Annotated in this window: 12 protein-coding genes; 4 read left to right on the plus strand and 8 right to left on the minus strand. The window is 41.7% G+C overall.

The features are described from left to right. The first annotated feature begins 137 nt into the window (after nucleotides 1–137). Nucleotides 138–815 carry a global nitrogen regulator NtcA gene (gene ntcA / locus VL20_RS25710; RefSeq protein ID WP_002793163.1) on the plus strand — a complete coding sequence of 226 codons (678 nt, stop codon included), beginning with the start codon at nucleotides 138–140 and terminating at the stop codon, nucleotides 813–815. A gap of 7 nt (nucleotides 816–822) precedes the next feature. Then, nucleotides 823–2,310, plus strand: a complete 1,488-nt coding sequence (locus VL20_RS25715; RefSeq protein ID WP_052278239.1) for a DUF3084 domain-containing protein — start codon at nucleotides 823–825, stop codon at nucleotides 2,308–2,310. A 13-nt stretch (nucleotides 2,311–2,323) separates the two neighbouring features. Here the strand turns inward: VL20_RS25715 and VL20_RS25720 are convergent, their stop codons facing one another. The 5 genes from VL20_RS25720 to ccsB form a co-directional block, all read right to left on the minus strand. Next, on the minus strand, nucleotides 2,324–2,908 hold the full coding sequence (locus VL20_RS25720) for a Uma2 family endonuclease (RefSeq protein ID WP_052278240.1): 585 nt from the start codon (nucleotides 2,906–2,908) through the stop codon (nucleotides 2,324–2,326). A gap of 80 nt (nucleotides 2,909–2,988) precedes the next feature. After that, a complete protein-coding gene (locus tag VL20_RS25725) occupies nucleotides 2,989–3,564 on the minus strand; it encodes a Uma2 family endonuclease (protein WP_052278241.1) in 576 nt (191 codons plus the stop codon). Between the two features lie 46 nt (nucleotides 3,565–3,610). After that, a complete protein-coding gene (locus tag VL20_RS25730; RefSeq protein WP_052278584.1) occupies nucleotides 3,611–4,855 on the minus strand; it encodes an ATP-binding protein in 1,245 nt (414 codons plus the stop codon). A gap of 706 nt (nucleotides 4,856–5,561) precedes the next feature. Further along, nucleotides 5,562–6,884 (minus strand): serine/threonine protein kinase, encoded by a 1,323-nt coding sequence (locus tag VL20_RS25735; RefSeq protein ID WP_052278585.1) that lies wholly within the window; start codon nucleotides 6,882–6,884, stop codon nucleotides 5,562–5,564. 108 nt (nucleotides 6,885–6,992) lie between these two features. Beyond that, nucleotides 6,993–7,979 carry a c-type cytochrome biogenesis protein CcsB gene (ccsB, locus tag VL20_RS25740; RefSeq protein ID WP_052278242.1) on the minus strand — a complete coding sequence of 329 codons (987 nt, stop codon included), beginning with the start codon at nucleotides 7,977–7,979 and terminating at the stop codon, nucleotides 6,993–6,995. Nucleotides 7,980–8,111: 132 nt separating this feature from the next. Here ccsB and ftsH point away from each other — a divergent pair, with 132 nt between their 5' ends. Next, the gene (gene ftsH, locus VL20_RS25745; RefSeq protein ID WP_052278586.1) at nucleotides 8,112–10,076 is read left to right on the plus strand and encodes an ATP-dependent zinc metalloprotease FtsH; all 1,965 of its coding nucleotides are present in this window, start codon (nucleotides 8,112–8,114) and stop codon (nucleotides 10,074–10,076) included. Between the two features lie 178 nt (nucleotides 10,077–10,254). On the opposite strand, the gene VL20_RS25750 is transcribed toward ftsH, so the two are convergent. From VL20_RS25750 to VL20_RS25760, 3 genes are all read right to left on the minus strand, one after another. Next, entirely contained in the window at nucleotides 10,255–12,171 is a 1,917-nt protein-coding gene (locus tag VL20_RS25750) for a hypothetical protein (protein WP_052278243.1), read from the minus strand. After that, on the minus strand, nucleotides 12,140–12,493 hold the full coding sequence (locus VL20_RS25755) for a hypothetical protein (protein WP_002772182.1): 354 nt from the start codon (nucleotides 12,491–12,493) through the stop codon (nucleotides 12,140–12,142). Before VL20_RS25755 ends, VL20_RS25750 begins: the two co-directional genes overlap by 32 nt. Before the next feature lie 278 nt (nucleotides 12,494–12,771). Further along, nucleotides 12,772–13,323 carry a thioredoxin family protein gene (locus tag VL20_RS25760; protein ID WP_043995638.1) on the minus strand — a complete coding sequence of 184 codons (552 nt, stop codon included), beginning with the start codon at nucleotides 13,321–13,323 and terminating at the stop codon, nucleotides 12,772–12,774. Nucleotides 13,324–13,426: 103 nt separating this feature from the next. Here VL20_RS25760 and VL20_RS25765 point away from each other — a divergent pair, with 103 nt between their 5' ends. After that, entirely contained in the window at nucleotides 13,427–13,693 is a 267-nt protein-coding gene (locus VL20_RS25765; RefSeq protein ID WP_002760351.1) for a ssr2422 family thylakoid membrane protein, read from the plus strand. Nucleotides 13,694–13,709: the final 16 nt, after the last annotated feature.

Raw genomic sequence — 13,709 nt, forward strand, 5'->3', positions numbered from 1 at the left:
GGGCAGCAATGATCACCCCTCCCCCATTGTCTGGCAAAAAGCGCCCAAAACTTTTCCCAGTTTAGGCAGCGGTTATGTTTAATAGAGGTGACACTCGTTGCATAATAAAAACAATTTTCCCCTTTTTTGGATGTGAGATGGACTTATCCCTAATACAAGATAAACCCCTAGCAGATGTGTTCCGTCGAATCGGCAGCGGCAATTTCCCCCCGGTGGTGGAATTGTTCGAGCGTGGCAAAACGATCTTTTTCCCTGGAGATCCCGCCGAAAGAGTCTATTTTTTGCTGAAAGGAGCCGTTAAGTTGTCGCGAGTCTATGAAGCGGGAGAAGAAATTACCGTGGCTCTACTGCGGGAAAATAGCGTCTTTGGTGTGCTATCCTTACTCACCGGCCAGCGATCGGATCGTTTTTATCATGCCGTGGCTTTTACTCCGGTAGAATTACTCTCGGCCCCGATCGATCAGGTAGAAAGATCCCTCCGCAATAATCCCGATTTATCAATGTTGATGCTGCAGGGTTTGTCCTCGCGGATTCTGCAAACGGAAATGATGATCGAAACCTTGGCTCACCGGGATATGGGTTCACGTTTGGTCAGTTTTTTGTTAATTCTCTGTCGTGATTTTGGGGTTCCCACCACCGATGGCATCCGGGTGGATCTAAAATTGTCTCACCAAGCGATCGCAGAAGCGATCGGTTCTACTCGCGTCACTGTCACCCGTTTATTGGGAGAGCTGCGGGATCAAGAAATGGTCTCAATTTACAAGAAGAAAATTACCGTCCATAATCCCGTCGCTCTCAGTCAACAATTTACTTAAATTCTGGATGACTAGCGCTTATATTTTGGTTTTGGCCATCGTGGTTTTAGGTGGTCTGATAGCGGCGGTTGGCGATCGCATAGGGAGCCGTATCGGTAAGAAAAGGATGCGTTTATTTAATCTGCGTCCGAAACAAACCGCAACTTTAATGACGATTGTAACGGGAATTTTGATCGCCGGCTCCACTTTAATTGTCTTGTTTGCTTCTAGTAAATCCCTGCGTCAAGGGGTTTTTGAACTGGATCGTCTTTTAAATGAACGTCGTGCCGCTATTAAGGATTTAGAAAGTCAGGTCAGAAAAACCACCGAACAAAAAAATCAGGTGGAAAAGGCTTTAAAAACAGCTAAAAGTGAACAGATAGCTGTGCAGAAACGTCTAGAGGTTCTTAACAAAAATTATCAAGCTTCGCGTCAACGTTTGCGATTAGTTTCGGGACAGTTGGAAAAGTTTCGGAAGGAAGTGGCTAATTTAAATAATGAACGAGTTATTTTAACTAATCAAAAGGCACAGTTAAGCAGTCAACGGGATCAATTGTTCCAACAAAAATCAATTCTTTCTAGTCAGATAAATCAACTACAAACCACCGTTAAAGTTAGAGATAAAGAGTTGGCTAATCAACAAAAATTATTAACAACCAGACAAGCGCGACTTCAACAGTTGGAAACCCAACAAAAAACCCTACAGCTAGAAATTGATCGCCGGGATCAACGCATTGGAGAACTTGATCGATCGATCGTCGATAAAAATTTAGCTTTGGAACAGCGTGAGGGAAAATTAAAAGATTTAGAAACCCAAATGGCTTTTCTTAAGCGGGAAGTGGAAGTTTTAGAACAATACTATCAAACCTATCAAGAATTGCGGGAAAAACAAATCGCTATTTTCCGGGGACAGGTGTTATCTTTTGGAGCTTTTCGTATTGTTGATCCCCAAGCTATTGTCACCGTTATCGATAAGTTATTGCGGGAAGCGAATATGAATGCTATCCGTGCCACCCAACCGAATCAGCCTAATTTTGACCAGCGTTTAGTTAAGATCACAAAAGCACAGGTAGAACAGTTAAGTCAACAATTACAGGACGGTAAAGAATATGTGGTGAGAATCCTTTCCGCAGGTAATTATGTCTTAGGAGAAACCGAGATTCGTGTCTTTGCTGATGTGGTTCCCAATCAAAGAGTTTTTGAGGAGAAACAGGTAATCGCTGCCGTTTCTATTGATCCGCAAAATATGACAGAAGAAGACCTGCAAAAGCGTTTAGATTTACTCTTAGCTTCGGCTCAATTTCGCGCTAGAAGTGCGGGAGTTTTAGGGTCAATTCAAGTGGAAGATGGTTTATTAACTACGGTAGTTAACTTTATCGATCAAGTCAAAAGGTCGGGTAATTCTATCGAGACACTTGAGGCAGTTGCTGCTAGTAAAACTAATACATCTGGACCCTTAACTTTGCGTTTGGTAGCGGTAAAAGATGGTAAAATTGTTTTTAGTACGTCCTCTTAAAAGATAGCTAAAGTTAGGAGTTGAGATTAAAATCAATTCCTTCGTAAATATCGACAAGATTTAAGCTAATTCCTAAAGAATCTAGGGATATAATTCCCCTTGCTGGGGTGTATTCTTGCAATAACCAATTATTCTCTGAGGTTTTGCTATAGGATTCTATTAGTATCTCCCCTTGACTGACGAGAAGATATTGGTTTAATTGGGGTATAGAACGATAATAACGAAATTTATCACCCCGATCATAACTAGAGGTAGAAGGGGATAAAACTTCGATAATTAGGCAGGGATTTAAAATTTCATCGTTGCGATTATCACTAAATAATGGTTCCCCGGCAATAATCATTAAATCTGGGTATAAACCGCGATTATATTGGGGTATCCATAGTCGCAAATCACTGGGAAAGACTTCATAAATAGTTTTCCTTAAAGCATTGTCTAACAAGCGAATTAAATTGCGTACCAGTCGATTATGATTGATGCTTCCCCCTGTCATCTCGATAATTTCTCCGTCGTGATATTCGTGTTTAACCTCGGCTATGGTTTCTAAATTACGATATTCTTCTAAGCTGAGGGTTTTGGTAGGAGATCGAGTTAGCATTTTCTCTGTCACAGAATTTTTAATCCTCCTGATTATAACCTAGATCACAGAAAAAAAGGTTATCATTCATAAATTATTCCTCAATTAAAATCAATTCCTTCGTAAATATCGGCAAGATTTAAGCTAATTCCTAAAGAATCTAGGGATATAATTCCCCTTGCTGGGGTGTATTCTTGTAATAACCAACTATTTTCTGATGTTTTGCTATAGGATTCTATTAGTATCTCCCCTTGACTGACGAGAAGATATTGGTTTAATTGGGGTATAGAACGATAATAACGAAATTTATCACCCCGATCATAACTAGAGGTGGAAGAGGATAAAACTTCGATAATTACACAGGGATTTAAAATTTCATCGTTGCGATTATCACTAAATAATGGTTCCCCAGCAATGATCATTAAATCTGGGTATAAACCGCGATTATATTGGGGTATCCATAGACGTAGATCGCTAGATTGAAGACGATAATTAGTTCCTCTTAAAGCTAATTTTAGCAGGACAATAAGATTAATGAGAATACTATTATGATTGATGCTTCCCCCTGTCATCTCGATAATTTCCCCGTCGTGATATTCGTGTTTAACCTCGGCAATGGTTTCTAAATTACGATATGCTTCTAAGCTGAGGGTTTTGGGAGGAGATGAAGTCAACATTTTTCTAGATTAGAGCTTCTTTTATTTAATCATAACACAATTAATGCTACCCATTTAATTCTAATTCCCCTTGGAGAAAATCAATAAATTGTCTAGCAGTTCTTCCCGATCGCCCATTATGTTGGGTTGCCCATTGTTTGGCACGAAATTCTAATTCTTCTAAGCTAATTTTTAATTTAGCTAAACTGGCTAAATGACGCACTATTTCCAAATATTTTTCTTGATTAGCAGGTTCAAAAGTGAGGGTTAAACCAAAGCGATCACTAAAGGATAATTTTTCTTGTACTGTGTCCCAATTATGCACTTCATCACTATCTTTTGGTTGTGGTCGATCCGCAAAAAATTCTCTGACTAAATGTCGGCGATTAGAAGTGGCATAAACTACGACATTTTTCGGTCTAGCGGTGACGCTTCCCTCTAAAACAACTTTTAAAGCTTTAAAAGCTTCATCGTCTTCTTCAAAGGATAAATCATCGACAAAGATAATAAATTTTTGGGGCAAATCTCGCAAGATTTCAATAATTAATGGTAGGTCTTTTAACTGCGATTTTGCCACTTCAATTAAGCGCAATCCCTGACTATGATATTTTTGCAATAATCCCTTAACCAGAGAGGATTTTCCTGAACCACGGCAACCATAGAGTAAGACATTTAAAGCGGGATAACCTGCTAATAAAAACTCAGTGTTTTTAATCAAGGTTTTCTTAGCCATTTCATAACCGACTATGTCTTGAATCTGCACGGGATCGGGATGAGTAATTCCTTGTAATCTGCCTTCTTGCCACCTTAAAGCTTGATAACGGGCAAAAATTCCTGTACCACATTCGCGATAATAATCGGCTAGGTCTTCAACTAATTCTCCCCAATCTGAACTGGAATGCAGAAAACTTTCTAATTTATTGTCCACTTCCCAAGCGGGGAAAATTAGAAATTTAATTTGTTCAAAAACCGTCGAATTACTTAAGCTATAAATGCTAGAGTTATAAAGAGATTGGAGGATAGATAAATCCTGTTTAACGCCATCAATTAAAGATTCAGGTAACTCCGAAACAATTTTTTTCTGTACCTGTTGACTAAAGGGATTATCATCTAATAAAATTTGTTCGACTAGAAAATCATTCCAACTGATATTTTTAGATGCTAAACCTTGAAACAATTGACCATAAGCTTTGAGAAAATCGGCAACATTATCCGTAGATAATAGGGTAATAAATGCCTGGCCAATAGCATTATCAAAAACCCCTTGATACAAAACTAACAAGCTGACTTTTTTGTAAATTTCAGAGTTCATTTTTAATTCTCCACTAATAACTAAGATTTCATGGCCGCCTTTTGGCAATTCCTAATCCGATTTAATAATTGCCGCCTTGTAGCCGAGGGAATGCCAATCAGTTATTATACTACCAAGATAGGGCGATAAGTAGTTGGACAAAAGTAAAGTTAACTGTAGGGTAAGGAGTCAGGAGTCAGGAGACAGGAGTCAGGAGACAGGAGACAGGAGACAGGAGACAGCTTTTGTGTATTCTCCCCACTTGCCACTTGCCACTTTCAAGTCAGGAGTCAGTAAGAATTGCGGCAATTTACATTTCTTAAGATAGACAACAGAATTTATGTCCGACTACTTAGGGTTTGCTGAAAAAGTTTGTTGGTGGGGTTAGGAGTCAGGAGTCAGGAGTCAGGAGTCAGTAGCTGGTCGTTTCAGGCTTTGTTGCCCTCTTTTTTTTGTACCATTTTATGTACTACGAGAGGGATAATGCAAGGTTTTTGAGAGTCCCAATCGGATTTTCGCAGCATGAACATCGGATTTTAACAGGTCAAAAGCCTTATTTTAAAAGGGTTTTACCATTATTCAGCCAACCCTACTTATCTGCAACATTAAGGTTAAAAAGGGAGAAATGCCTACCGACTAATTCTTAGGATTTCTTGAATTGATTCTCGATAAAATTGATAACCTAGAGCAGTTATCTTAATGATGAGGTATGAGGTTTTCGTTTTGGTTACACATCATCTTGAGGAGAAACGCTATATTTGATAAAATTTAACCAATCTTGGATTTCCTGTCCTAACCAGAGACATTCATCCTCGCGGAGATTCTGGCCGATAAGATAATAATTTTTAGCCGTCCGCAGACGAATCTGATAGTTACCTTCTGTGCCATTGCTATGGAGAAAAATACCCCATAAATCTTGAGTTTTAAAAGCAAATTTTTTGTAGATAAAATTGAAGACTTTATATTTAATTAAAACTTCTTGAGGTGTAAGAATTAATTGCATCTCCCGCAAACAAATAAAACCAATTAGAGCTATAATAAAGGTAAGAATCGGGGAGATAAAGACAGTGACAGTAAGGACAATCGCCAAAGACCAGAGGGTAGGAGCATCGGAAAGTAGCTTAATTTTTGGGGGTAAATTAATCTCTAAATTATCCCGGCGTTTAGCGATACGGATGGAACTGTGGGGAGGTTTTGGTAATTTCTTAGGATCGATTAAACTTGAGGCTTGGCGATAGGAGGGATGTTGGAGAAATTTCAGGGCTTCTCTGGCACTTTTAAACCGCTTTTCTACCGCCATATCGGTCATAGTTTCTAACCAATCGATTAAATCATCATCGATTGTCACCAGTTGGCGAAATTGAATTTTAGAGTCGCGGTGGGGCAGTTCTATCGGCACAATTCCCGTCAATAAATGAATTAAAGTCATGCCCAAGGCATATAAATCAGAACCCGGAACTGCCCGGCCCCAAAATTGTTCTAGGGGTGCATAACCACTCGTTCCCACCACGGTAAAAGTAACTCCTGTTGCTGCACCCCTGGACTGGACTGCGCCAAAATCTACTAAATAAACGTTATTTTCTGAGTTAATAATTAAATTACTAGGTTTAATATCTCGATGTAATACTGGGGGCGATAATTCATGCAAATAAATGAGAATTTCGAGAACTTCTTGGGCAATATTCCGAATTACCGTAGGGGGGAAACGTTGCCCCCTTTCTAAGTGATCGCTTAAGGATTCTCCGGGTATATAATCTTGTACAAGCACAAACCAAGGAATCCCGTCACCTTGATTTTTATCGAGGGAAAAATAATCGCGATAGCGGGGAATACGGGGATGATAGAGAGAAGCTAAAACGGCGGCCTCTCGTTCAAATAATTTTAATTCTTCCCATTCCATCTGGGGACTAAAAGCGAGGAGTTTAATAATTACCGATTCCTGGGATAATACATCGGTAGCTAACCAAGTTTGACGACCGATAGCGGTATTGCCTAGGCGTTGTTGTAGTTGGTAACGTTCAGCTAAAAGAGAATCAGAAGTAAAGGTCATAGTGGCTTTTCCCTTATTTAGGGTCTGCTGAAAAAGTTTTTCCTGGGGACAGGGTGTGGGGTTGGGGGGGCCACACCCCACACCCCACACCCCACCCCTATAACTTATTTAGAAAAACCAGCCGTAGGAATGAAGTCCTTTACCTAAAAGATTCACCCCTAAATAACATACCCAAACCACAACAAAACCACTCGCCGCTAGAATAGCTGGTTTTCTTCCCTGCCATCCCCGGGTAATGCGGGCATGGAGATAAGCGGCAAACACTAACCAAGTAATTAGCGCCCAAGTTTCTTTCGGGTCCCAACTCCAATAGGAACCCCAAGCTTCATTGGCCCAAACTGCTCCGGCGATGATACCGATAGTGAGAAGGGGAAAACCGAGGCCAATGACCCGATAACTGATATTATCGAGGGTTTCCGCCAAGCTAAGACGTTGGGGCGAAAGAGTCGCCATCGCTGTTAAGGTGGGAGTTAAAAGGGCGGTTGGGCCACCGTTAGCCGTTTCCAGGAAAATTGGCGCAGAAAGAGTGGTAGATAACTTATTTTGGAGACGATAGGCCCCCGTACCCACGGAACTGCCTTTTAACTCGATATTTTGACCTCTCGTGACGATCAAAAAAGCGATCGCCATTAGGGAACCCACCATCAAAGCAGCATAACTTAACATCATGACGCTAACGTGCATCATCAGCCAATTCGATTTTAAAGCCGGAACCAAGGGAGCCGAAGTTTGCATTTCGCCTGGTAAAGACAAAGTGGCAAAAGCAGTAATCCCCATGGCCACAGGAGTCGTCACCACCCCCACCAGGCGACTGCGGCTATTGTACTCAGCAATTAAATGAACCGCAGTTACACCCCAAGCGAGAAAGAATAAAGATTCGTAAAGATTGCTGATGGGGAAATAACCCGCTTCTAACCAACGCGCCCCCAATAAAGCGGCGATACAGAGGTTAGCGATGGCCACTCCCGTGCTGCCTAAGCCAGGCAACAAAGGTATGCTAGGAAAGGCTGCCCCGGCCCAATAAACCAGCATAGTTAAAAACAGGACTAAAAAAGAAGTGTTATCGAGAAAGTTCTCTAAGCTAACTAAATTCATGGGATTTCTCTCGTTTGTCGCTCGCTCGCTACCAAGTATTCCATCCTCTATCCTATCCCATCGGTAAGGCGATCGAGATAGGGAATTGTTAGTATGAACTTTGTATTTTCACTCTCACCTGCCCTAAAAATTATGGCTAATCAAGAAGATAATAAATTTTCCTGGTCGCGTTGGCCGCGGTTAGGCAAAATCCTGATCATTTGTTCTGGTGTTGCCGTTTTAGGCTATTTTCTTATCCCTCGTCCCTCAGAATTGTCCAATATTCCCCTCGAACCCTACAGCGAATTTATCAGTAAAGTGGAACGGGGCGACATCAGTAAGGTCAGAATTGGCAATCAAGTCATCTATTATCAATTAAAAAATCCTTTAGAATCCCTGCCTATTCCGGGTAATCCCCCCGTTAATCCTCCAGAATCAAGTCATCCCTTTTACGGTGATTCTAGTTCTCTAGCGGGCAAACCGAGCAGTAATCTAGCCCCTGGACGAGTTTTTGCCACGATTACAGTTTATAACCCCCAATTACCCCAACTATTACAGCAAAAAGGCGTAATCTTCGAGGCGATTCCCGTGGCCGAAAACAGTTGGATCAGCACTCTCCTCGCTTGGGTGGTTCCTCCCTTAATTTTAGTCGCTGCTATGCAGTTTCTGTTCTATCGCAACGATGACACCCGTAAATCGCTGCTTTTTAATAAAAATCTCGCTAAAGTTTACGGAGACGGCGAAAAATATCCGATTACCTTCAGTGATGTGGCCGGGGCCGAGGAAGCAAAAACCGAGTTAAAGGAAATTGTCGAATTTCTCAAGGATGCCGAGCGCTTTAATAAAATTGGGGCGCGTATTCCTAAAGGTGTTCTCTTGGTCGGACCGCCGGGGACGGGAAAAACCCTCTTAGCAAAAGCGGTCGCGGGGGAAGCGGGAGTGACGTTTTTTAGCATTTCGGCCTCGGAATTCGTGGAGTTATTTGTCGGGACTGGGGCAGCCCGGGTGCGGGATCTATTTGCCCAAGCGAAGAAAAATGCCCCTAGCATCATTTTTATTGATGAATTGGACGCGATCGGTAAATCGAGAAGTTCGGGATCGGGAACTAGCGGCAGTAATGATGAGCGCGAGCAGACTTTAAATCAACTTTTGACAGAAATGGACGGTTTTAGCCCCAAAGAAGCCGTTGTCATCGTTTTAGCCGCCACCAATCGCCCAGAGACTCTTGATGCCGCTTTATTGCGTCCGGGGCGCTTTGATCGCCAAGTTTTGGTGGATCGTCCCGATTTAGCGGGACGATTGGCAATTTTGGAAATATACGCCCAACGAGTCCAGATGGGTGAAGATGTTAATCTCAAAGCGATCGCCACCCAAACCCCCGGTTTTGCCGGTGCCGATTTAGCCAACCTCGTCAATGAGGCTGCTCTCTTGGCCGCCCGCAATAATCGGGAAAAAGTCAGTCAAATTGATTTTAAAGAGGCGATAGAAAGAGTTATCGCTGGTTTAGAAAAGAAAAGTCGGGTTCTCTCCGAAAAAGAAAAGAAAATCGTCGCTTATCACGAGGTTGGCCATGCTTTAGTTGGCGCTGTCATGCCGGGAGGTGGTCGGGTGGAGAAAATTTCCATCGTTCCCCGGGGTTTATCCGCTTTGGGTTATACCCTGAAAATTCCCACGGAAGACCGTTTTTTGATGACAGAAACCGAATTTAAAGAACAAATTACTATGTTATTGGGCGGTCGGGCAGCCGAAGAATTAATCTTTGGCAGTGTCACTAATGGCGCTTCCGATGATTTACAAAGGGCGACGGATATTGCTGAAAGAATGGTGACAATGTATGGTATGAGTAAATCCCTGGGACCCCTAGCCTACGATAAAACAGGACAGGCTAATTTTTTAGGTAATAATCAGGGTAGTCCCCGGCGTTCGATCGGGGAAAATACGGCCAAAGCGATCGATGAAGAAGTTAAACAAATTATCGACGCTAGTTACCAAAAAGCCCTAGCAATTCTCAGTCACAATCGCAATTTATTAGAGTCCATTACCGCTAATCTTTTGACCACCGAAGTAATCGAAGGAGAAGAATTGCAAGAATTCTTAAATCAAGCGCAAATGGTCTGATCAATCCTCATAAATAGGGTCTGCTGAAAAAGTTTTTCGTGGGGAAGTGGGGAAGTGGGGAGAACAAAGCTGCCTTTTGCCTTTTGCCTTTTGCCTTTTGCCTTTTGCCTTTTGCCTTTTGCCTTTTGCCTCTCCTCATAACTAGGGTTTGCTGAATAAATAATCGAGAATATCTAACTTAAGGAGAAGACAGAATCAAAGCATTTGAAAACTGATATTTCCCTGCTTTGACGGTTAATTTGCCCTTTTTCCAACCCAAAGAAACAGGAGAGTTATCTCGACTTAAACTGTTATAAAGGGCGAAATTTTTTGACCAATCGTGCTTTTGACCGTTACGAATTAACATCGGCAGTAGATTGATTTGATTATAGGTAAATTGTAAACTCTGCCCTTGACTGCCTTTAAATAAGAGGCTGCCTTGGTTAATTTGAGTTAAATTTACTTGACTTTTTTGCTTAAATATGCTCTTAAAATTCTCATAACTGCCCTGGGTTGCCGCTTCTCCCACTTCCAGAGCAAAACCCGCATAATTGTTACCTGTGGGTAAAGCTTGGTAGGTATTATCATCGGGATAAGGGGAATTAGGAATCTCGATCATTTCAGGAGAAGAAAGATTTATTAATCTCAGAGCTAACCAAGTTTTTTCTAATTGAATAAACCAGATATTATCATCTTTTTCTACCTTGGCGGTTTTCGGTAATTGCCAGAAAAAAGCTTGATCTGCTGGTCGTAACCAGATTAAAAGATTGCGATATTGTCCGATTTCATCCCCGGGATTTTTGCCCGGTTTTACGCCATTGTTGCCAGTGTTAGCCACAAAAAAATCCACCCCTTTGTCTTGATTAAAGGCCATTAATTTAAATGGGGCCACATCGCCATCGGGGAAAGTTCCCGCCAGACTACCCATTTGATAACTAGCCCCAATAAATTGAGTTTCCCAATAACCCGGACTCTGATTATTGCCCGGTTTCCAGTTTTCATACAGGGGTTTACTGGCGAGAATTTCTACCGGTTTATTAAAGTTTTTTCGGGCTAATTCCATCACTGCTAAAGGAGGACGATAACGACTGGTAATTAGATAAAGAGAGTCCAATTCCGGGCGATTATTGGCGACGGGAGTATCACCAAAGTATAACCAAAAAGCGCGGGCTGCGTGCGATCGCATTACGCCGTGGCCATCACCGTAATCACGTTTTACAGGGCCACCCCAACCACCCCGATAATATTTAACACTAGCGGCCATGGATAACCAATCTAAGGCCATTTTTGCCCATTGTTTAACTTCCGTATCTTGAGCAAAATCGTAGAGATTGAGATAGGGAGCAAAGGTATGACCGTGATAAACTTCTGAATCCCATTCTCCCATACCGATGTTATATAAAGCCGAAACGTAGCGCTTAATTTTGCTTTTATAGAGTTGACGAGTTGCTTCATTTCCTGTTTCTTCGGCCATCAGATAAACCGATGTTTCTCGCATCGCTCGCAGGTTATCAGTATTACGACTATCTACCCATAAACCCCGTCTTGTTATACTCCAATCATTACCCGTGCCTTGGCCAGTACCATGGATAGGATGGGGGCGTTGTAAAGGGTCAGTTTCTGTCCAAATTTTCGCCGCATTATACATTCTCTGACGATAAACAGGATCGAGATACTTTCCGAGAAGAAAATATTTTCTAATTTGTCCTTTCAGGGTAAAAGAAAAATAATAATCTATATAATCGGTGTGGGCCTGTTCTCGTTTTTGTGGGTCATCCTGCTGCAGGAAATCTAGGGCTTTTTGCCGGTTTCCTGCCAAGAAATCAAACATGGCCATAGGATAGGATCTTTTCTCGTTTTCTCCCCACAAATTGCCATAACTTTCTGCCTTAGCAAAATGGTTAATAACCTGCTTGGCCCTTTGTTGAAATTCTGCCTCTAATTCCGGTGTCCAATCGTTAAGATATTGGGGTTGAACTTCGGCAACAGGGAAGGAAGTGATCGAGTTTTGAGAAACAGAATAGAGGGAATTAAAGCCAATAGCAAATAGGGCAATTATTCCCGCTAAAATTAGATATTTAATTCTAGATCCAATCGTCATCTTCGGCAAATTCATCGATGTTTCCTTGATTTTCTGGGGACTGAGGTTGATTCTCTTTATCTAATTGTAAAGGAACTGGTTCAGGAGCGATAATTTCTGGTAATAATTCTTCGGGTTTTTGACCATCTACCTCCACCACAATTATTTCTGTGACGGGAAACCAAAGTATCCGGCCTTGATCATCACAAACCGTCACCGATCGAGATTTATCTGGAGCCTCCGTTGCGAAGAAATCTCCTAACATTTTGGTGGGTAAAATATTCTTACTTTCACCCCCACTAACTCCTAGGAATATATATTCGTTACCTGTGGTCAAATGTTGGACAATAATCGCCATAATTAAAAGGTTTTAGTCAATAAAATGTACTGATTGATAGTTGACTCTTGAATGATAAGTAGGTAGGCGTTAAAAACTATCAGATGCCCCCCTTATTAAGGGGGATCCCCCCGCCTATCGGCACCCCCCTTATCAAGGGGGGCAGGGGGGATCGAAGCTAAAATCCATTTTTAATTTAATTATAACCAGCTACTTAGCTTTCAGCCCTAAGCTTTCCACTGATAACTGATAACTGATAACTGATAACTGATTACTGATTACTGATAACTGATAACTGATTACTGCTTAACTTGACTGCCGTGACTGCGGGGATCAGTTTGACTAGCGCCCACAAGGATATTAAAATCAGAAGTCTCTCCCGTAGTGGTGGCATAGGGTAGGGTAGAATTAGTTAAAAGTGCTTCTAAATTAGCAGTTAAAATTGATTTTGGTTGTTCTCCGATCGCTTGGGCAACCGGTTGTCCTTGGTTATTTAAAAAGACAAAATGGGGAATACCATCCACACGATAACGGAGAATTTCTGGCAACCATTTATTATTATCAACGTTGAGCATGACAAAATTAATGGCATTACCGTATTGTTTTTTAATTTCGGCAATTTCAGGGGCCATCGCCTGACAACTGGTACACCAATTAGCATAAAATTCTGTCAGGGTGGGTTTACCATTGCTGAGGGCAAGCTCGAAAGGTGTCGCTTTTTCCGCTTGCGCTTCCAAAGATACGGAACTAGCGGTGGTTTGAAAGCCAAAGAAAATCGCTACACTAAGGATAACTGCCGTCACTGCCAGCAGCAGATTTCTGGTTTTGTTGGTGGGTGTGGTGGCTGTCATGGACATTTAATCAAAGTTTACTTTGTCCTATTGTAACGATTGCTGCGCTCTTTTAGTATTGGTGTCGATTGAGTTACAATTAAGTTAGAGATGGGTAATAATTATGACCGAAGAAAGACTCGATCGAATAGAGGGACAGCTAAAAAGGCTAGAAGGGGACGTTCATACAATTGAGGGGCGATTAGAAACTTTAGAAAGTAACCTTCAAAACATTGAAAAAAAGCTAGGAGACGTGATCAACCAAATCCGTGAACTTAGTCTTAGCATCGATACCTACCAAAAAGCTGATCAACAGGTAGTTAATTTGGCTTTTGGTCTAATCGTTGCCGCTACTGCTACTATTGTAATTCCAGCCGTTTTCGGCAAATAAGCAAAAAAAGATTCTT

Source organism: Microcystis panniformis FACHB-1757, assembly GCF_001264245.1.
GTDB lineage: Bacteria > Cyanobacteriota > Cyanobacteriia > Cyanobacteriales > Microcystaceae > Microcystis > Microcystis panniformis.